Origin of the sequence: Afipia sp. OHSU_II-C1, from assembly GCF_000497575.1 — a bacterium.
GTDB lineage: Bacteria > Pseudomonadota > Alphaproteobacteria > Rhizobiales > Xanthobacteraceae > Afipia.
Map to the genome: position 1 here is coordinate 334,596 of NZ_APJI01000010.1, position 19,441 is coordinate 354,036.

The window sequence follows — 19,441 nt, forward strand, 5'->3', positions numbered from 1 at the left end:
GGGCGCGGTTCCGGCCGCCCGGCGCAATCAGACTTCCACAATCTGCGAGCCGGCGGAGCGGCGTGCAGGCTTTTTCTTGGCATCCGGCTTCAGGAAGCCCGCGCCAATCTGTTCACCATTGACCCATGCCAGTTCGCAGCGGCGGTATGCCAGGCCGGTCGAGGACAGCAGCAAAAAGAATTCCTTGAGGTTCAGGCCTTCGACCGAGCCTTCGACGGTCAGCTTCGCACCGGTCTCGGAAATATCCTCGACCAGGCAGTTGCGCCGCCATGTTCCGTCAATGCCCATCAGGTGAGCTGCAAAACCGCGCTCGAAAACCACGCGGTCGCCCACGCGTCGTTCCGTTGCCATCAATTGTTACTCCGCTCGCTGCTTTCGATGTCGTGCGTTGCATCGCCGGGGCTGAGCGCCGCACAGTCGTCGGAACCCAAATTACGAGAGGGCTGGCTAACAACCGGTAAAGGCAATGGTCTCAAGTGGCGGCTTTGCCTAGGCCGCCGGCGGCGGGACATGGGCCATGCACCATTCCCGATAGGTCTCAAGCGAGGGATGGGCGAGGGCCCGGTTGAGATACGTCCAGATTCTCGGCTGATGTCGCAGATACTGCGGCTTGCCGTCGCGGCGGTTTAGCCGCGCGAAGGTCCCCAGCAGCCGCGTGTTCCGCTGCGCCGACATGATGGCATATTGCTGCACAAAGGCGGCTGGATCGAAGGTGTCGTCCGCAGCCCGCCGTGCACCGGCGTAGCGGGTCAGCATCGCGATCTCGGTCTTCTCCGGGATGTCGATCCGGGCGTCCTGCAGCAGCGAGACCAGATCATAGGCCGCCGGACCCATCACGGTGTCCTGAAAATCGAGGATGCCGACGCGGCCGATGTCCTTGCGGTGTTCGAGCCAGATCAGATTGGGCGAATGGAAATCGCGCAGCATCCAGGTTCTCGGAGCGTCGGCGAGCTTTGCCAGCAGGTCACGCCAGATCAGCAGGAAGTCCGCCTGCATGTTGCTGGACAACGTGACGCCCTTGTCGGGCAGATACCATTCCAGCATCAGGCCGACTTCGATCATCATCGCCTCGTCATCGAACGGCGGGATGATGTAGTCGAGGTGCGGCGCCAGAGGAAGCACCTCGGGTAATTGAGTCCGATGGAACGCCGCCAGCATATCGACCGCGGCCTGGTAGCGTTCGGCGATCGGCTTCGGCGGATCGCCTTCGATGAAGGTGACGCGGCCGAAGTCTTCGGTAATGAGAAAGCCTTCATCCAGATCGGCATGATGGATCGCAGGCGCCGAGTAGCCGCGCTCGCGCAGCCCGTTGGCGATGGCGACGAACGGCTTGACGTCTTCGGCCAGATGGACGGCCTCGCTGTAAGACTTGCCGTCATACAGCGACGGCCCGTCAGGGCGGCGCGGCGAATTCATCAGGATGGTGGATTGCTCGCCCTTGATCAGCCGCGCGTAGGAGCGCGTTGAAGCGTCGCCCGGCATGCGCTGCCGCCTCGCGTCAAGGCTGCCCGAGAGTTCGAGAAAATGCCGAAGCGCGGCCAGGCGCTCGACCTTCGCAGCCAGCCTGCCGAATCCTGTGATCTCGGCCGCGCGTGCGCTGGTGCCGAGCGACGGCCGGTGGCTGAATGCAATGTCGATCCGGTCAGGCGGCAGCATGTCCGGCGCACGCTCCGGCCATTCGATCAAGGCCACGGTGCCGTCGGGCAGCGGCGACAATCCGATCTCTTCGAGCTCATCAGGATCGTTGACGCGATAGAGATCGGCATGCAGCAGTGGAAACGATGGAAGGTCGTAAGTCTGTGCCAGCGTAAAGGTCGGACTCGGAACCTCAAGTTCGTCGTCCTGCGCGAGATAGCGGATCAGTGCGCGGGCGGCAGCGGTTTTTCCGGCGCCAAGGTCTCCGGACAACGTGATGACATCGCCTGCGTTCATCAGCAGCGCGAGGTCCGCCATCAAATGGCCGGTTGCGGCCTCATTCGCCAGCGCGACATGGAATGTCGAGAGATCGCTCATTCAGCGGCATTGCGATAGGTCTGATCGACGGGAAACTCGCAGATCACCGTCGTGCCCTTGCCGACAACCGAGTCGACATGGACCTTGCCGCCGTGCAGCTCGACGAACGAGCGGACCAGCGACAGGCCGAGCCCGGCGCCGCGATGGCGCGAGCCGTTGGCATGGCTTTCGAACCAGTCGAACACCTTGTCCCTGACCTCTTCGGGAATGCCGGGGCCAGAGTCGGAGACAGAGAAAACCACGCTTGAATCGTTGCGGCGGGCACGCAGCGTCACGGTGCTGTTCTGCGGCGAGAAGCCGACGGCGTTGGCAAGGAGATTGTAAAGCACTTGGACGATGCGGCGTTCGTCGGCAACGAAGTCACCGATCGCAGGATCGATCTCGACATCGAGGCGGATCTGTTCACGGGCGAGCCGGTCCTGAATGCCTGCGGTGGCATCCGAGACGGTCTTCTGCACATCCACCGGCCCCAGATTAAGCGTCATCGCGCCGGCGTCGATGGTGGCGAGATCGAGAATGTTGTTGATGATGGCGAGCAGGGCGTTGGTCGAGGTCGTGATGTAGCTGAGGTATTCGCTCTGTTTCAGCGTCATCGGTCCGGTCGACGGATCGCTGAGGAAATGCGCGAAGCCGATGATGGTGGTGAGCGGCGAACGCAGTTCGTAAGAGACGTGATGGACGAAATCGACCTTCATCTGGTCGGCGGCTTCCAGGGCTTCGTTGCGCTCGCGCAAGGCGCGCTCGACATTCACGGTGTCGGTGACGTCCTGGAACGTCAGCATGGTCGCACCATCGGGCAGCGGCATTGTGGTGCAATCGATCACGCTGCCGTCCTTGCGCTCGAGCTTGAGCGGAACGGAAATGCGGTCGTCGATGCCGGTAATCGCTGCGCGCAGCGTCTGCCAGGTCGCGTTATCGTCGAACAGCGGCCGGCACAATTTTTCGATGGTCTCGATATGCGGTTGCTGTGCCAGTGCTTCGGGGGACAGCTTCCACATCCGCGCGAACGGCGGATTGAACAGTTGCGCGCGGCCGTTGCTGCCGAACACCGCGACGGCCTCCGACAGGTTGTCCAGCGTTTCACGCTGGACCCGGATCAGGCCGTCGTTCTGCCGCGCCAGCTTCAGGCTTTCGGTGACATCGTCGAATAGATAGGTGACGCCGCCTTCCGGATTCGGCGTGGTGACGACGCTGAGGGCGCGTCCGTCCGGCAGATACCAGGTGTCTTTCGCCGGCTCGATGGCGCGGTAGGCTTCGAACAGCTTGTTCTTCCAGGCACGGAAGTCCGGCTGTTCGGGAATCTTGCGCGCGACGCGCAGTCGGTCGATGACGCTCGAATCGTCGGGATTGTCGTCGAGGAATGCGCGGTCGAAGTCCCAGAGCCGGCGGTATGAGTCGTTGTAGAAGGTCAGCCGCCGGGACGCGTCGAACACCGCGACGCCGGACGAGAGCTGATCGAGCATGCGGCGATGGGCTTCCGCCATCCGCTCAAGCGATGCGCGCAGATTGGCGGCTTCCGTTGCGTCGACAGCGATCCCGGCACTGCCGCCCGCAACGGTCAGCGCATGAATATCGAGGATACGGCGCTGACCGCCGGTCACGACCGGAACGCGCGCCTCGAACACGTTCTTCTCCGCGAGCGCACGCGCCATGGTGGCGCGGTCGTCATGGTCGAGCAGTTCGAGGCTGCGTTCGATGGCGTCAGGGACCGAAGCTGCATCGGTTGCCTGCGCATAGGCCGCGTTGGCGAAGCTGAGCGTGCCATTGCTCCGGCGCGCCCATACCGGCAGCGGAACAGCCGCAGCGAAGGCCCGAAGCGCCCCGGTTTCTTCCAGCAATTGATTGTGCCGGATGTTGACCTCGGCGAGTTCCATCCTCACGCCGGACAGTTCGCGAATCCGGACGATGGCCTGCCCGCCGATGGCGCGTCCCATCGCTTCGATGGTGCGGCCGGTTGCGGTGGTGAGATTGAGCTGGAAGCCTTCACCTGCCTCACGCAACTTGTCGACGGCATGATCCATCGTCAGCGCCTGCTCGGGCAGCAGCCAGCTTCCGAATGCAAGGATTCGCTGCGGACTGAAATGGTCCGCACCGTGCGGCATCAGCAGCGCGACATCGCCGCTGATGTCCGGACGATCTTCGCCCGCAGCCCACGAGATCAGAACCTGCGGCTCGGCGAACAGCAGCGCGCGGAAACGATCCGCCTCAAGCTGGAGCGCTTGGTTGTCCGACAGAAGACGGGATTCGATCCGCGCGGCGCGAAGGCGGGTGCGCATCAGCAGGATTGCCGAGACCACCGAAAATCCCAGCACCGCCGCTGCGACACTGAGCGCCGCAATTTCCTGCCGGTCGAGGGCCGGGAAGAGGGACAGTGCGCTGTCAATGAATCCGTCGCGCGCGAATGCAGGCGCAGCCCCGAACAGGGCCGTCGCGCCAAGACACGCGCCAAGGCCAATCGCCCCTCCGCGCACAATCGAAGTGCACGACAGCAAGGTCCGCCGCATCCCCTCGATCACGCCTGACATGATCTATCCCAACCGCCGCACACGAATCGAACGACAATATCCTCAAGAGGAGTCGCCGGGTAAGAGTCCAGACCGTGAACGTGAATCGCGCTGCAAAATAATGACTAGTTCAGCGATTGTGCGGTGCGATTCGCCTCTAACGAGGGATCGATTTACCGTCCGGTGGAACCAAACCCGCCGCTGCCCCGATCGGTGGACGACAGCGATGCGACAACCACCAGATTTGCCTGTGCCACCGCGGCGATGACAAGCTGGGCGATGCGTTCTCCGCGCCGGATCATGAATGGCTCGTCGCCATGATTGATCAAAAGCACTGAAACTTCGCCGCGATAGTCCGCGTCGACGGTTCCCGGCGCATTGAGAACCGTCACACCATGCTTGAATGCGAGACCGGACCGCGGCCGCACCTGTGCCTCATGGCCCGGCGGCACGGCGATCATGAGTCCGGTCGGCACGAGGGTGCGTTGCCCTGGCTGCATCGTCAGCGGCTGACTCTCGGGAACGGCCGCCAGCAGGTCGAGACCCGCGGCATGTGCTGTCTGATAGGCAGGTAGCGCCAGCCCTTCGGCATGAGGCAGGCGCTGGACCTCGACGGTGATGGCGGATGTCATTCGGGCTGATCTTTTCGTTTGGGCATGATCCTTTCCGAAAACCGGCGGCCACTTTTCGGGATCATGCCGTGGTGTCGGCGATTTTTGCCACGAGGGCGTCGGCGACTTCCTCTTTCGTCATCACCGGCCAGGAATCAACAGCAACATTCGCTTTGTCCAAGGTCAGAACGTGGACGGTGTTGCGGTCCCCGCCCATCACGCCGGAGGCGGGCGACACATCGTTGGCGACGATCCAGTCGCACCCCTTGCGCTTCAGCTTAGAGGTCGCGTTCTCGATCAGGTTTTGCGTTTCGGCCGCGAAGCCGATCACGAGGCTTGGCCGGTTTTGCTTGAGCTTCGATATGGTCGCCAGAATGTCGGGATTTTCGACCAGTTGCAGCGGCGGCATGCCCGCCGAGGTCTTCTTGATCTTCTGCGCGCCGGCGTTGGCAATGCGCCAGTCGGCCACGGCGGCGGCGAAAATCGCGATATCCGCCGGCAGCGCACGCTCCACTTCCGCCAGCATATCGCGCGCGGATTCCACGCGAATGACGCGCACGCCGGCGGGATCGTCGAGATCGACCGGGCCCGAAATGAGTGTCACCTCCGCGCCGGCCTCGGCGGCCGATACGGCAATGGCAAAGCCCTGCTTGCCGGAGGACCGGTTGGCGATATAGCGCACCGGATCGATCGGCTCATGGGTCGGGCCTGCGGTGATGAGAATCTTTTTCCCCGCGAGCGGTCCCGTGGCCGGCGGGCGCAGCATCGCATCTGCCGCGATGGCAATTTCGGTCGGCTCGGACATGCGCCCGACACCGGCCTCGTTGGCCTCGGCCATCTCGCCGGAATTCGGGCCGATGAAGGCGACGCCGTCGCGCGCAAGCTGCGCCACGTTGCGTTTGGTCGCGGCGTTGGCCCACATTAGCGGGTTCATCGCGGGCGCGACCAGAACCTGCCGGTTGGTCGCCAGCAGGATCGCAGTGGCGAGATCGTCGGCCTGGCCCTGCGCCATCTTGGCCATCAGGTCGGCGGTGGCGGGCGCGACAATAATCAGATCGGTATCGCGGGCGAGACGAATATGCCCGGCGTCGAATTCGCTCTGGGCATCGAACAAATCTGTGTAGCAGCGCTCGTCCGCCAGCGCCCCGGCGGTGAGCGGGGTCACGAACTGCTGCGCGGCGCGGGTCATCACGCAGCGGACATGGATGTCGCGTTCCTTGAGGCGGCGGATCAGGTCGAGCGCTTTGTAGGCGGCAATGCCGCCGCCGATGATGAGGGTAACGCGAGGAAGGCCTTTGACCTCCGGCGCCCGGCTGCGATGGGGCTGGTGGGTGCTGCGTACAGGACTTACGGCGGCCGCGACCGTGCCTTCTGTCGCCTCCCGCAAGATCATCCGCACCTCGTCCTCGACCGAGCGCCCGGCCTTTGCCGCGCGCAGCCGGAGGCTGGCCTTGAGGTCTTCATCGAGCTTGCGGACAGTCAGACTGGCCATGGCGGGGGTCCCTTGAGGCTGGGTGATCCTACCAAATGCTATCAATGCAATCAAATCATGACTGCAATGCAATCATTTTAGCGAATGGACCAGAGTATCCCGATAAAGGTCAGGGCAATCACCCACAGGGCCGCCGTCTGCCAGCGGTTGCGTTTGGCTTCGGCCTTGCCGATGGCGGCGACCGTTTCGGGGGACAGCACCAGCCCGTCACGGGTCATCTGGTCGAACTGGTTCAGGACGGCGACCGACCGCGCGGCAATCGCCGGCAGCCCGGCCAGCACCTTGCCGAGATCGCCGGCGCCGTGCACCGCGCCTTCGATCTGGCCGATCGGTCCGAGATTGCGCGCGATCCATTCGCGCACCACGGGATCGGCGGTGGTCCAGATGTCGAGCTTGGGGTCGAAGCCCCGTGCGACGCCTTCCACCACCACCATGGTCTTCTGCAGCATAATCAGTTCGGGGCGCGTGCGCATATCGAACAGGCCGGTGACTTCGAGCAGCAGCGACAGCAGCTTCGCCATCGAGATTTCGTCAGCCGCGCGGTTGTGGATCGGCTCGCCGATGGCGCGAATGGCCTGCGCGAAATTCTCCACCGAGTGATGCGCAGGCACATAGCCTGCTTCAAAATGCACCTCGGCGACACGGCGATAGTCGCGCGTGATGAAGCCGAGCAGAATTTCCGCAAGGAAGCGGCGCTCCTTCAGGCCGAGCCGTCCCATGATGCCGAAATCGACCGCGACCAGCCGTCCGGTGTCATCGACGAACAGGTTGCCCGGATGCATGTCGGCGTGGAAGAAACCATCGCGCAGCGCGTGGCGCAGGAAATTCTGGATCACCTTGCGGCCGAGATCGGGAAGATCGATCTGCGCGGCTTCGAGCTTGGCACGATCGTTCAGCGCGATGCCGTCGATCCATTCCATCGTCAGCACGTGATGGCTGGTGCGGTCCCAGTCCACCGAGGGCACGCGGAAATCAGGATCGTCGCGGGTGTTCTCCGCCATCTCGGAAAGCGCGGCGGCTTCCAGCCGCAGATCCATTTCCATCGCCACGGAGCGCGACAGCGTATCGACGATCTCGATCGGGCGCAGTCGCCGGGCCTCGACAGAAATCGCCTCGATCTTGCGCGCCGCGAACATGAAGTCGCTGAGGTCGTGGCGGAAACGGCCGCCGACATTGGGCCGCAGCACCTTCACCGCGACCGTCTTGCGGACGCCGTCCTTCTCCACCTCGGCGCGATGCACCTGCGCGATGGACGCTGCGGCGACCGATTCACCGAAGCTCGCAAACACCTGTGCCACAGGTTTCTCGAAGGCATCGGCAACCACGGCCTCGGCCTGCGCTTGCGGAAACGGCGGCAGACGATCCTGCAGATTCTCAAGATCGCGCGCCATCGTCACGCCGACGACGTCGGGACGAGTGGCGAGAAACTGGCCGAGCTTGACGTAAGTCGGACCGAGCCGTGTCAGTGCGCGGGACAGCCGCCCGCTGGTGGCCGCGCCGCGGCGCTCGATCAAGCGCGCCATGCGGACCGCGAACTGCGCCTGCGGCGGCATGGTGGATGGATCAGCGAAGCCGAACACACCTTCGCGCGCGAACACATAACCCGCGCGGGCCAGTCTCAGGGTATGAGTGATGGCAGAAATCACAAACGCCAGCCTGAATGGAGCGCGACGATGCCACCGGACATGATGTCGTATTTGACGCGGGAAAAACCTGCGGCGCGGATCATGTCGGCGAAGGCGTTCGGTTTCGGAAACTGTCGGATGGATTCGACCAGATAGCGATAGGATTCAGCGTCGCCAGTGACAGCGCGGCCGAGCTGCGGGATCACGTTGAACGAGAACAGGTCGTAGATCCGGTCGAGGCCGGGCACATCGACCGACGAGAATTCCAGACACAGGAATCGCGAGCCGGGCTTGAGCACGCGATACGCTTCGCCCAGCGCGGTCGGAATGCGCGGCACATTTCGGATGCCGAATGCGATGGTGTACGCATCAAAGCTCCTGTCGGGAAACGCGAGCGCTTCAGCATTGCCTTCGACAAACGAGACCTGATGATCGAGATGCTGGGCGGCCGCGCGTTCGCGGCCGACGGCAAGCATCTCGCCGTTGATGTCGCAGACGGTGGCCTGAAATCCATGACCCGCAGCCTTGGCGGCGCGGAAGGAAATGTCACCGGTGCCGCCGGCGACATCGAGCAGCGCGAACGGCGCATCGGAGCGCGGCGGGTTGAGCGCGGTAATCATCGCCTCTTTCCAGAGCCGGTGCATGCCGCCTGACATCAGGTCGTTCATCAGGTCATAGCGTTTCGCCACGCTGTGAAACACCTCGTTCACCAGCGTCTGCTTCTCGCCAAGCTCCACATCCCGGAAGCCGAAATGCGTCGTTCCGTCAGGCCGTTCCATACTCTTCCAATCCAGGCGGCTTTTCGCGGCGGGACCATAGCCTGCCGCGCGGCAGTAAGCTACATACCATGCGCATGCACGCGCGGACCGAAAGCCGCGGACTCAGGGTTAACACGCAGGCCGTCGAGGAAGGTGCCGATGCCGATCGAATTCAACCGCGTCATTCCGTCCTTAAGGATATTCGACGTCCGCAAGGCGCGCGAATTCTATCTCGACTATCTCGGCTTTCAGGTCGATTTCGAGCACCGCTTCGAGCCGGACCTGCCGTTGTTCATGGCCATCTCGCGCGGCGCGATCCAGCTCTATCTGACCGAACATCATGGCGGCGGTTCGCCGGGAGTTCATATCAACGTCGAGACGATAGGCCTTGCCGACTATCACGCCGAACTGGCCGCCAAAGGCTACAACTACATGCGCCCGGGCCTCGAGAAGCAGCCTTGGGGCGCTACCACCATGACGGTGTACGATCCGTTCTCCAATCACATCATCTTCAGCGAAGAAGACAAGGCCTTGGCATGAGAGCAGCCGATGCCTGAATTACCCGAGGTTGAAACCGTCCGGCGCGGCTTGCAGCCGGTGATGGAGGGGCAGCGGATCGCGCGCGTCGAGACCCGTCGCGACGGCCTGCGATTTCCGTTCCAGAAGGATTTTGTCGCGCGCCTGGAGGGCAAAGTGGTGAGCGGCCTTGGCCGCCGTGCGAAGTACCTCATGGCCGACATGGAGAGCGGCGACGTGCTGCTGATGCATCTCGGCATGTCGGGATCGTTTCGCGTCATGCTGCCGGAAGGCGAAAACACGCCGGGCGACTTTCACTATCCGCGCAGCGAGAACCGGACGCACGATCACGTGGTGTTTCACATGGCGTCAGGTGCGACGATTTCGTTCAACGATCCGCGCCGCTTCGGCTACATGAAAATCGTGCCGCGCACGGACATGGAGGCCGAGCCGCTGCTGCGCGGTCTGGGACCGGAGCCGCTCGGCAACGAATTCGACGCGGCCATGCTGGCGCGGTCCTGCGCCGGCAAGAAGACGTCACTGAAAGCTGCGCTGCTCGATCAGCGCGTGGTCGCAGGCCTTGGCAATATCTATGTCTGCGAGGCGTTGTTTCGCTCACATCTGTCGCCGAAACGGCAGGCGTCTACCCTCGCCGATCGCAAGGATGCGCCGACCGATCATGCCAAGCGGCTGGTGAATTCAATTCACACTGTGCTGAACGCGGCCATCAAGGCGGGCGGTTCGTCGCTGCGCGATCACCGCCAGACCGACGGCGAACTTGGCTATTTCCAGCATTCGTTTCTGGTCTACGACCGCGAGGGCGAACCCTGCAAGACTCCGAAATGCAAGGGCACGGTGAAGCGGTTCACGCAGAACGGACGCTCGACGTTCTGGTGTCCAACCTGTCAGAAGTGATGCCGCCGCGACCATGAATTGAGTTCGGAATCGCCGCGCGGACGAAATGTCAAAACGGTGACGAACTTCGGCGCATAAGGCGAGACTGTGACGCAGCCGCGCATGGCCCCGGTTTGAGCCGAGAGACCCAGTGATGCATTGCAATCGCAGGTCTGTAACCGGATTACTTCCGCACACACACCAGCCGCAGCACTGACGTCTTGGCGTCGGATGGGCCTGATGCAACCGTCACGCCCTTGGCCTTCAGAAAATCGCGCACCGAATCGGCGGAGACCAGCAGCGCCTGCGCGGGCAGCGGCGTGCCCGCTGGTCCGGCCACGGCTGCGGGCTTGAGCCGCGCGATGCCGGCGAACCTGCCGCCACTGTCGATGGCCGCCGCGCCGGAGAAACCAACGGCGGGCTCGGGCGACAGCGTCACGTCGGTGCCCATGGGCGCGGCAACGGCGGCGGCGCTGGTCACGGCATTGCGTCCGCCCTGGTTTTGCGGATCGGAGATGCCGGTAAGGCTGACGTTGGGGTTCGTTGCGCCATTGCCTGCCATCGCCAGCGGTTTCAAACCGGTCGCTCCGTAGATGCGCAGCAGCGCCAGTTCGCGCGCCTCGTCGTCGGCGATGCGGGTGGCGTTGCCGTAACCCGGCACCGCGATGGTTATGCAGCCGTCGGTCGCCTGACGATCGGCAACGATGGCGCCATCCGCGCTGGCGATGATGCCGGTGGAGTATTCGACCTTCTTGCGCGGCGGCGGGCTGGCCTGCGCGACGCCATTGCCGGGGAACGGATTGTAGGCGCTCGACATCGCCACCGTCACCGGGATCATGGTGCCTTCGGTGGCCTGATCGTACAGAATGGTGAGAACGCGCACTTCGTCATTCCGCGTCTGGCCGCGGATATAGAACTTCTTCAGGCCCTGCGATCCGGACAAGACAAAAAAATCAGGCTTCACCACGCTGTAGTCCGCCTTGCGTGCGTTCAGCTTCTTCTCGCTGGCGGCAACCGTCGCGGTGGTTGCGCCGGGTTCCTTGCGGCGTGCGTATTCGATCTGGATGGTGCCGGTGGCGGATGACCATTTGGTGCCGCTCACGTCGCTGACGATCAGCGGCACCAGCTTCGACGGCAGGCCGATGCGCGCGCCGCTGGTCGCATCGCTGACGATCTTCCAGCCGACATTGTCCTGCAATTTTTTCGCGGCGGCGCTGAGTGCACTGCGCTCCTGTGCGTTCAGCACACCGGTTTCCTTGGCGCCGTGATCCTTCTGGAAGGCCTTGATGGCGGCGACCATCCGGTCGCTGGCCTCGCCGTTGATGACGCCGTTGTAGAGGCTGACCCAGGCCAGATCCGACTGGATGGCAAGACGCTCGGCCTGCTCCATGGCCTTGGCGGTATCGAGCGGAGCCTGCACGGCCGGACGGATCGGCACCGTCGTCACCGGCTTCGGCTTGATCTGCGTTGGCGCCTGCTTGGCCTGCGGCTGCTGTTTGGCCGGGGCCTGCGCGACGGCGGAGCTGGGCAGGGCCGCCAATATTGCGGCAATGACGAGCGGCAATTTCATGATTGGTCTCGTAGCTGGTAATAAGCCCACTCAAGCATAGAGCATGATCCCGAAAAGTGGACACCGGTTTTCGGATCATGCTCCAGTATAATGATCTTTGTCCGCGACAGCGCCGCCGCGGTTCGATCTGTTCGGCAAAAATATCTGGAAGCGGCGGCTGACGTGGATACAGGGATGCTGACATCTGAAGAACTGGAGCGCTACGCGCGCCATATCGTGTTGCGCGAGGTCGGCGGCCCCGGCCAAGCCGCGCTGAAAGCCGCCCGGGTGCTGGTGATCGGTGCGGGCGGGCTCGGAGCCCCGGCGCTGATGTATCTGGCCGCGGCGGGCATCGGCACCCTCGGGGTGGTCGATGATGATGCGGTGTCGCTGTCCAATCTGCAGCGCCAGATCATTCATGCGACGCCGGATGTGGGACGTCCGAAGGTCGAGAGCGCGGCGGACAGGATTCGCGCGCTCAATCCGCACGTCGGGCTGCGCACCCATGCAGTGCGCCTCAATGCGGCCAATGCTCTCGACATTCTCGGTGACTACGATGTGGTGGTCGACGGCTCCGACAATTTTTCCACGCGCTATCTGGTGTCGGACGCCTGCTATCTGGCGAAGAAGACGCTGGTCGCAGGCGCGCTCGGTGTGTTCGATGCCTCGCTGACCACGATCCGCGCGCATGGAACGGATGCGAACGGCAATCTCAATCCAACCTATCGCTGCCTGTTTCCGGAAGCGCCGCCGCCGGGCACCACGCCGACCTGCGAGGAAGCGGGCGTGCTTGGCGCGCTGGCCGGTGTGCTCGGGTCGATGATGGCGCTGGAGGCGATCCGCGAGATCGTCGGTTTCGGCGAGAGTCTCGTCGGGCGGCTGGTGATGATCGATGCGCGCGCGATGCGGTTCGAGACGCTGCGTTATGCGCGCGATCCGTCAAACCCGCTGAACGGCGACAAGCCGACCATCGTGGATTTGAGCGGGCATAAGTAGCTTCTGCGTTTCAGACACTAGGTCCGTTTCAAGCACCATGTCGTCCCCGCCTTCGCGGGGACGACGAGATAAAACCCGATCGGTTGCAGACCAGACGCGTAACTACGCCACACCCGGCAGCACGCGGTCCGGCGGCTTGTGGCCGTCGAGGAAGGTGCGGATGTTGATCATCACCTTCTCGCCCATCTCGACGCGGCCCTCGAGGGTGGCCGAGCCCATATGCGGCAGCAGCACGACCTTGCCTGCCTTGGCCAGCCGCACCAGTTTCGGATTCACCGCCGGCTCGTTCTCGAACACATCGAGCGCGGCACCCGCGATCTCGCCGTCCTCGATCAGTTTGGTCAGCGTCGCCTCGTCGATCACCTCGCCGCGCGCGGTGTTGATGACGTAGGCATCCTTGCGGATCAGCTTGAGCCGCCGCGCCGACAACAGGTGGAACGTCGCCGGCGTGTGCGGGCAGTTCACCGAGATGAAATCCATCCGCGCCAGCATCTGATCGAGGCTGTCCCAGTAGGTCGCGCCCAATTCTTCCTCGATCTGCGGCGCCACCGGGCGGCGATTGTGATAGTGAATCTGCAGCCCGAAGGCGTGGGCGCGGCGCGCCAGCGCCTGACCGATGCGGCCCATGCCGATGATGCCGAGCCGTTTGCCGCCGATGCGGTGGCCGAGCATCCAGGTCGGCGACCAGCCCGGCCAGTCCTTGCCTTCGGTCAGGACCGATGCGCCCTCGATCAGACGGCGCGGCACGGCGAGCAGCAGCGCCATGGTCATGTCGGCGGTGTCTTCGGTCAGAACCTTCGGCGTGTTGGTCACCATGATGCCGCGCGCAATCGCCGCAGCCACATCGATGTTGTCGACGCCGTTGCCGAAGTTCGCAATCAGCTTGAGGCGAATGTCCGGCTGGCTGAGAAGCTCGGCGGTGATCTCGTCGGACACCGTCGGCACCAGGATATCGGCGGTGCGGATGGCTTCGGCGAGCTGCTCCGTCGTCATCGGGGTATCGTCGAGATTGAGACGGGTGTCGAAAAGCTCGCGCATGCGCGTTTCGGTGCTGTCAGGCAGCTTGCGCGTGACCACCACCAGAGGCTTTTTCTTACCCGCAACCATTCTTCCAGAGGCCCTTCGATATTGAGCGGAGTCACCGTTTCCGGACAGTTTGGTCCGGCCGTTCAGTTCACATTAACCGGCCTGTTCGAAGGTAGAAATTCGTTGTCGGTCCGGTAAGCTTTTCGCAGCTTTTCAGGCGCTTGGCCCGTGGTCCCTCTCTAGCAGAAGACCGCGCCAAGACAAGAACCCCAGGGGGCGCGTGGCGGGTCTTCAAGGCTCCCCGCAGACCCTTCAGAGGTTCCTGAAAGTGCGGTCGCGGTGCTCGGGGATGCCGCTGGCGCGACGGACGGCGGGGACGCGGCATTGGGGGCCGCACGAAGGAACGTTGCTATGGGATTTGCTCGGAATTTTGCGTTGCTTGCGGGGATTTGTGCGCTCTGGCTCGCGTCGTCCGCGACCGGTTTCGCGGCGAAGGACAAGGATGCCGTGGCGACCGCCAGCGGTCTGCCGGTGCCGCGCTATGTCAGCCTCAAATCAGACCACGTCAATGTCCGTGCCGGACCGACCAAGGACCAGGATGTGACCTGGATCTACACGCGCTCCGGCCTGCCGGTGGAGATCACCGCCGAGTTCGAGAACTGGCGGCGCGTGCGCGATTCGGAAGGCGCGGAAGGCTGGGTCTATCATTCGCTGCTGTCGGGCAAGCGCACCGCGGTCGTCACCATGAAGAAGAAGGACGATCTGGCGCCGATCTATGACAGCGCCGATGCCAGCAGCGCCGTCGCGGCGAAGCTTCAGGCCGGCGTGGTCGTGACCGTCAAGCGCTGCAACAACGGCTGGTGCCGCGTTGCCGGCAGCGGTTTCGACGGCTGGATCGAACAGCAGCGGCTGTGGGGCGTCTATGCCGACGAGAAGGTGAACTGACGTCCAAAAGCAGATCGCCGGGCAGGGCCCGGCGATTTTGTATTCAAGACAATGAAGAGCGGCTTAGCGCTTCTTGCGCAGGCGCACGACCATGTCGATACGGCTGATCTCGTAGCCTTCCGGCACGTCCGGCATCTTCTGCAGCACGAGGTTCGGGTCGGGAATATCGACCAGCTCGTGGTTGCCTTCCATGTAGAAGTGATGATGCGCGCTGGTGTTGGTGTCGAAATAGGTCTTGGTGCCGTCGACACTGACCTGACGCAGCAGACCGGCTTCGGTGAGCTGGTTGAGCGTGTTGTAGACGGTGGCCAGCGACACCGGCACCTTGGCGTGGGTCGCTTCCTCGTAGAGCATTTCGGCGGTCAGGTGGCGCCCGCCCTTGCCGAACAGCAGCCAGCCCAGCGCCATGCGCTGACGGGTCGGACGCAGCCCGACCGATTGCAACATTTCGTTGACGTCATGCCACGGACATCCGGTGAGCGCCGGCGCATGCCCATGGTGGGCGCGCTCGTCGTGCTTGGTCTCGTTGGTTACAACGTCATCCATCAGAACACTCGTACGCATTGGAGCAGCCGGTGACCGCCCGCTGAAAAGGCTTGTTGCCCCCAGTTATAGGAAAGGATGCAGTTACATGCAAGTTTTTCGCAACTGGCGGGGGGCGTTTTAGGTTAAAAACGGCCTCGAATCGGGCTGTTCCAGCCACTTTGACCCTCGGTGGGCCTATGTTAGAGGTCCCGCGGAGTTGCCGCAGAACCGGCATGTCAAAATAAGGGATCCAGATGAAAGACCGCCGGAACAGCTACGCCTATGAAGAGCTCCTGGCCTGTGGCCGGGGCGAGCTGTTCGGAGCGGGCAATGCCCAACTCCCGCTGCCGCCGATGCTGATGTTCGACCGGATCACGGAGATCACCGATACCGGCGGTGAGTACGGCAAAGGTCTCGTTCGCGCCGAACTCGATGTGAAATCAGACCTGTGGTTCTTCGGATGCCATTTCAAGGGAGACCCGGTGATGCCGGGCTGCCTCGGGCTCGATGCGCTGTGGCAAATGGTCGGCTTTTTTCTCGGCTGGTCCGGCGGGCCGGGGCGAGGCCGCGCGCTGGGACTGAGCGAACTCAAGTTCACCGGTCAGGTTCTGCCGGGCGTCACCAAGGTCGTGTACACTATCGATGTGAAACGCGTGATGCGCTCCAAGCTCTGGCTGGGCATTGCCGACGGCACGCTGTCGGCCGATGGCGAGATCATCTATCGCGCCAAGGATTTGAAAGTTGGCCTGCTGCCGCGTGATGCCGCATTGCAGCCGGGAACATAATGCAGGATCGATAGGCTCACGCAAATTGAGCTTCGGAATTGCCGGTTACAGAACCGGCGCGGGCAATAGAAGGCGCAAGTTTCAAGGCGCAGCAACTAAAGGCGAGGAATTATGAGGCGAGTTGTGGTCACGGGGATGGGCATTGTCTCTTCCATCGGAAACAACACTCAGGAAGTGCTTGCGAGCCTCTACGAAGCCAAGCCAGGCATCACCCATTCGGAAGACTATGCCAAGCTCGGCTTCCGGTCGCAGGTGTTCGGCAAGCCGACGCTGAATCCAGCGGATGTTGTCGATCGCCGTGCGATGCGTTTTCTCGGCGAGGGCGCTGCGTGGAATCACGTCGCCATGGAGCAGGCGATCCGCGACTCAGGCCTGGAAGAAACCGACATCGTCAATCCGCGCACCGGCATCATCATGGGCTCGGGCGGTCCGTCCGCGCGCGCCATCGTCGATGCCGCCGACATCACCCGCACCAAGGGACCGAAGCGTGTCGGTCCGTTCGCGGTGCCGAAAGCGATGTCGTCGACCGCGTCCGCGACATTGGCCACCTGGTTCAAGATCAAGGGCGTCAACTATTCGATCTCGTCGGCCTGCGCCACGTCCAACCATTGCATCGGCAATGCCTATGAGACGATCCAGGTCGGCAAGCAGGACATCATCTTCGCCGGCGGCTGCGAGGATCTCGACTGGACCATGTCCGTGCTGTTCGATGCGATGGGCGCGATGTCGTCGAAATACAACGACACGCCGGCGACCGCGTCGCGCGCCTATGACGTCAGCCGCGATGGCTTCGTCATCGCGGGCGGCGCTGGCGTCCTCGTGCTTGAGGAGCTTGAACACGCCAAGGCGCGCGGCGCGCGGATTTACGGCGAGATCGTCGGCTACGGCGCGACCTCGGACGGCTACGACATGGTTGCGCCATCGGGCGAGGGCGCCGAGCGCTGCATGAAAATGGCGATGTCGACCGTGAACGTCCCGATCGATTACATCAATCCGCATGCGACTTCGACGCCGGCCGGCGACCCGCCGGAAATCGGCGCCATCCGCGCGGTGTTCGGCACCGGCGACAAGTGCCCGCCGATCGCGGCGACCAAATCGCTGACCGGCCATTCGCTGGGCGCGACCGGCGTGCAGGAGGCGATCTATTCGCTCCTGATGATGAACAACGGTTTCATCTGTGAGAGCGCCAACATCACCGAACTCGATCCGGCGTTCGCCGACATGCCGATCGTGCGCAAGCGCATCGACAACGCCAAGATCGGCGCGGTGCTGTCGAACTCGTTCGGCTTTGGCGGCACCAATGCGACGCTCGTGTTCAAGCGGCTGGATGCGTAATATCATTTTGCCTCTCCCGCGCGTGATGGAGAGGCTGGCAGAACAATTGCAACGATTTGAAATGGGGTGGGCATGATTATCGAACCGCGCGTGCGAGGCTTCATCTGCACGACGGCACATCCCGAAGGTTGCGCCAGAAACGTTCGCGAGCAAATCGACTACGTTCTCAAGCAGGGCGCGCTTGCTCAAAGTCCCAAGCGCGTTGCCGTGCTGGGCTGCTCGACGGGTTACGGCCTTGCGAGCCGCATCGTCGCGACCTTCGCCGGCGGCGCGGACACCATCGGCGTGTCGCTGGAGCGGGAGCCTACGGCGACCAGGACGGGCAGCGCCGGGTGGTACAACAATCGTGCGTTTGAAATCGAAGCTAAAAAAATTGGCCGAGATCCTGTCACGCTGGAAGGCGATGCCTTCTCCAACGAATTGAAGGATGCCTTTATCGAGCGTGTGCGCGAAAAATTCGGACAGCTCGACCTTCTGGTCTACAGCATGGCCGCCCCGGTGCGGACGGACCCCGACACGGGCATCACGTATCGTTCGGCGATCAAGCCGCTCGGCGCCCCTGTCGAGATCAAGACCCTCAACACGGAAAGCGGCGAGGTTTACGAGACCGTCATTGCGCCTGCCACGGAAGATGAGGCGACGGCGACGGTCGCGGTGATGGGCGGCGATGACTGGAAGCGCTGGATTGACCGGCTCGCGGATGCAGGCGTTCTGGCGCCCGGCTTCCGCACGCTCAATTACACCTATATCGGCAGCGAACTGACCTGGCCGATCTACTGGAAGGGCACGCTCGGCCGCGCCAAGGTCGATCTCGACCGCAAGGCGGACGACATCCGCAGCCGCCTCGGGCGCGACGCAGCGCGCGTGGTGGCGCTGAAGGCCGTGGTCACACAGGCAAGTTCAGCCATTCCGGTGGTGCCGCTTTATGGGACGGTGCTGTTCAAGGTCATGAAGCAGCTCGGACTTCATGAAGGATGTATCGAACAGATCGATCGCCTGTTCCGGACCAGCCTCGGCCCCGATGCCAAGGTCGATGACGCGCTGCGTCTTCGGCTCGACGACTGGGAGCTCTCGGACAATGTTCAGAAAGAGGTGCTGCGCCGCTGGCCGCTGCTGACCACCGAAACCCTCGGCGAACTGGCGGACCTGCCGGAATACAAGAGTCAGTTCCTGCGCCTGTTCGGGTTTGGCCTCGACGGCGTTGACTATGCCAAGGACGTCGATCCGCGCGTCGTGCCCGGCTAGTCGGTCTGAAGTCTTCTGGACCTCACCCCGCGGCAAGTTCCTGCGCACGCTGGAACGCGGGACGTTCGGCGCAGCGATCGAGATAGCGATCAAACGCCGGACGCGCCGGCACCATCTTGAACGAACGCACGGCGAAGTTCAGGCCCGAGCCGATGGCGATATCGGCGGCGGAGAAATTCTCGCCGAGAATCCACGGACCTTCTTCCAGCGCAGCTTCCAGCACGTCGAATACGCGCTGCGCATCGCCCCATCCGGCGGCGACCGGATTCAATTCCATCTTGGTGGCGATCTGGGCGATGGCGGGTTCGATGCAGCCCGGCGCGAAAAACAGCCAATACAGATATTTCGCGCGATGCGAGTCACCGAGGTCCGGCGCGAGCTTCGCCTGCGGATAACGTTCGGCGACATACGCGCAGATCGCAGCGGCTTCCGCCAGCGTCGCATCGCCATCCGCAAGAGCCGGAACCTTGCCCATCGGATTGACGGCAAGAAACTCGAGCGTGCGCTGCGAGCCCTTGTGAATGTCGATCAGAACACGCTCATACGGAACGCCGGTCTCCTCCATCAGCCACAGCGTGGTGAACGACCGCGTGCGCGGTGACCAGTAGAGTTTCATCATGGT

18 protein-coding genes are annotated in these 19,441 nt (G+C 63.2%); 7 read left to right on the forward strand and 11 right to left on the reverse strand.

Annotated features, from left to right (window positions below):
• Positions 1 to 27: 27 nt before the first annotated feature.
• The 7 genes from I554_RS0111220 to ubiE all read right to left on the reverse strand — a co-directional run bounded on the left by I554_RS0111220 (position 28) and on the right by ubiE (position 9,024).
• A complete protein-coding gene (locus tag I554_RS0111220) occupies positions 28 to 351 on the reverse strand; it encodes a hypothetical protein (protein WP_006023506.1) in 324 nt (107 codons plus the stop codon).
• 138 nt (positions 352 to 489) lie between these two features.
• Positions 490 to 2,013 (reverse strand): tRNA (adenosine(37)-N6)-threonylcarbamoyltransferase complex ATPase subunit type 1 TsaE, encoded by a 1,524-nt coding sequence (tsaE, locus tag I554_RS0111225; RefSeq protein ID WP_024575640.1) that lies wholly within the window; start codon positions 2,011 to 2,013, stop codon positions 490 to 492.
• On the reverse strand, positions 2,010 to 4,538 hold the full coding sequence (locus tag I554_RS0111230; protein WP_024575641.1) for a PAS-domain containing protein: 2,529 nt from the start codon (positions 4,536 to 4,538) through the stop codon (positions 2,010 to 2,012). Before I554_RS0111230 ends, tsaE begins: the two co-directional genes overlap by 4 nt.
• Positions 4,539 to 4,690: 152 nt before the next feature.
• Positions 4,691 to 5,149, reverse strand: a complete 459-nt coding sequence (gene dut, locus I554_RS0111235) for a dUTP diphosphatase (protein WP_024575642.1) — start codon at positions 5,147 to 5,149, stop codon at positions 4,691 to 4,693.
• A 61-nt stretch (positions 5,150 to 5,210) separates the two neighbouring features.
• Positions 5,211 to 6,620: a bifunctional phosphopantothenoylcysteine decarboxylase/phosphopantothenate--cysteine ligase CoaBC gene (gene coaBC, locus I554_RS0111240; protein ID WP_024575643.1), complete on the reverse strand. Its 1,410-nt coding sequence runs from the start codon at positions 6,618 to 6,620 to the stop codon at positions 5,211 to 5,213.
• A 77-nt stretch (positions 6,621 to 6,697) separates the two neighbouring features.
• Entirely contained in the window at positions 6,698 to 8,266 is a 1,569-nt protein-coding gene (gene ubiB, locus I554_RS0111245; RefSeq protein ID WP_024575644.1) for a 2-polyprenylphenol 6-hydroxylase, read from the reverse strand.
• Positions 8,263 to 9,024: a bifunctional demethylmenaquinone methyltransferase/2-methoxy-6-polyprenyl-1,4-benzoquinol methylase UbiE gene (ubiE, locus tag I554_RS0111250; RefSeq protein ID WP_024575645.1), complete on the reverse strand. Its 762-nt coding sequence runs from the start codon at positions 9,022 to 9,024 to the stop codon at positions 8,263 to 8,265. The genes ubiB and ubiE overlap by 4 nt, the downstream gene beginning before the upstream one ends.
• Positions 9,025 to 9,162: 138 nt before the next feature.
• Here ubiE and I554_RS0111255 point away from each other — a divergent pair, with 138 nt between their 5' ends.
• Entirely contained in the window at positions 9,163 to 9,543 is a 381-nt protein-coding gene (locus I554_RS0111255) for a glyoxalase/bleomycin resistance/extradiol dioxygenase family protein (RefSeq protein WP_024575646.1), read from the forward strand.
• Positions 9,544 to 9,552: 9 nt separating this feature from the next.
• The gene (mutM, locus tag I554_RS0111260; RefSeq protein ID WP_024575647.1) at positions 9,553 to 10,434 is read left to right on the forward strand and encodes a bifunctional DNA-formamidopyrimidine glycosylase/DNA-(apurinic or apyrimidinic site) lyase; all 882 of its coding nucleotides are present in this window, start codon (positions 9,553 to 9,555) and stop codon (positions 10,432 to 10,434) included.
• 163 nt (positions 10,435 to 10,597) lie between these two features.
• Here mutM and I554_RS0111270 read toward each other — a convergent pair whose 3' ends face one another.
• The gene (locus I554_RS0111270; protein WP_024575648.1) at positions 10,598 to 11,983 is read right to left on the reverse strand and encodes a peptidoglycan-binding domain-containing protein; all 1,386 of its coding nucleotides are present in this window, start codon (positions 11,981 to 11,983) and stop codon (positions 10,598 to 10,600) included.
• 174 nt (positions 11,984 to 12,157) lie between these two features.
• Here I554_RS0111270 and moeB point away from each other — a divergent pair, with 174 nt between their 5' ends.
• Positions 12,158 to 12,958, forward strand: a complete 801-nt coding sequence (moeB, locus tag I554_RS0111275; RefSeq protein WP_024575649.1) for a molybdopterin-synthase adenylyltransferase MoeB — start codon at positions 12,158 to 12,160, stop codon at positions 12,956 to 12,958.
• 102 nt (positions 12,959 to 13,060) lie between these two features.
• On the opposite strand, the gene I554_RS0111280 is transcribed toward moeB, so the two are convergent.
• Positions 13,061 to 14,065 (reverse strand): D-glycerate dehydrogenase, encoded by a 1,005-nt coding sequence (locus tag I554_RS0111280; RefSeq protein WP_024575650.1) that lies wholly within the window; start codon positions 14,063 to 14,065, stop codon positions 13,061 to 13,063.
• 330 nt (positions 14,066 to 14,395) lie between these two features.
• On the opposite strand from I554_RS0111280, the gene I554_RS0111285 reads away from it, so the two are divergent.
• Positions 14,396 to 14,929 (forward strand): SH3 domain-containing protein, encoded by a 534-nt coding sequence (locus I554_RS0111285; protein WP_024575651.1) that lies wholly within the window; start codon positions 14,396 to 14,398, stop codon positions 14,927 to 14,929.
• 63 nt (positions 14,930 to 14,992) lie between these two features.
• On the opposite strand, the gene irrA is transcribed toward I554_RS0111285, so the two are convergent.
• Positions 14,993 to 15,475, reverse strand: a complete 483-nt coding sequence (irrA, locus tag I554_RS0111290; protein WP_024575652.1) for an iron response transcriptional regulator IrrA — start codon at positions 15,473 to 15,475, stop codon at positions 14,993 to 14,995.
• Between the two features lie 233 nt (positions 15,476 to 15,708).
• Here irrA and fabA point away from each other — a divergent pair, with 233 nt between their 5' ends.
• The 3 genes from fabA to fabV all read left to right on the forward strand — a co-directional run bounded on the left by fabA (position 15,709) and on the right by fabV (position 18,819).
• Positions 15,709 to 16,239 carry a 3-hydroxyacyl-[acyl-carrier-protein] dehydratase FabA gene (fabA, locus tag I554_RS0111295; protein WP_024575653.1) on the forward strand — a complete coding sequence of 177 codons (531 nt, stop codon included), beginning with the start codon at positions 15,709 to 15,711 and terminating at the stop codon, positions 16,237 to 16,239.
• Between the two features lie 111 nt (positions 16,240 to 16,350).
• A complete protein-coding gene (fabB, locus tag I554_RS0111300; RefSeq protein WP_024575654.1) occupies positions 16,351 to 17,574 on the forward strand; it encodes a beta-ketoacyl-ACP synthase I in 1,224 nt (407 codons plus the stop codon).
• 72 nt (positions 17,575 to 17,646) lie between these two features.
• Positions 17,647 to 18,819: an enoyl-ACP reductase FabV gene (fabV, locus tag I554_RS0111305; RefSeq protein ID WP_024575655.1), complete on the forward strand. Its 1,173-nt coding sequence runs from the start codon at positions 17,647 to 17,649 to the stop codon at positions 18,817 to 18,819.
• Positions 18,820 to 18,841: 22 nt separating this feature from the next.
• On the opposite strand, the gene I554_RS0111310 is transcribed toward fabV, so the two are convergent.
• Positions 18,842 to 19,438, reverse strand: coding sequence for a glutathione S-transferase family protein (locus tag I554_RS0111310; RefSeq protein ID WP_024575656.1), 597 nt, complete (start codon positions 19,436 to 19,438; stop codon positions 18,842 to 18,844).
• Positions 19,439 to 19,441: the final 3 nt, after the last annotated feature.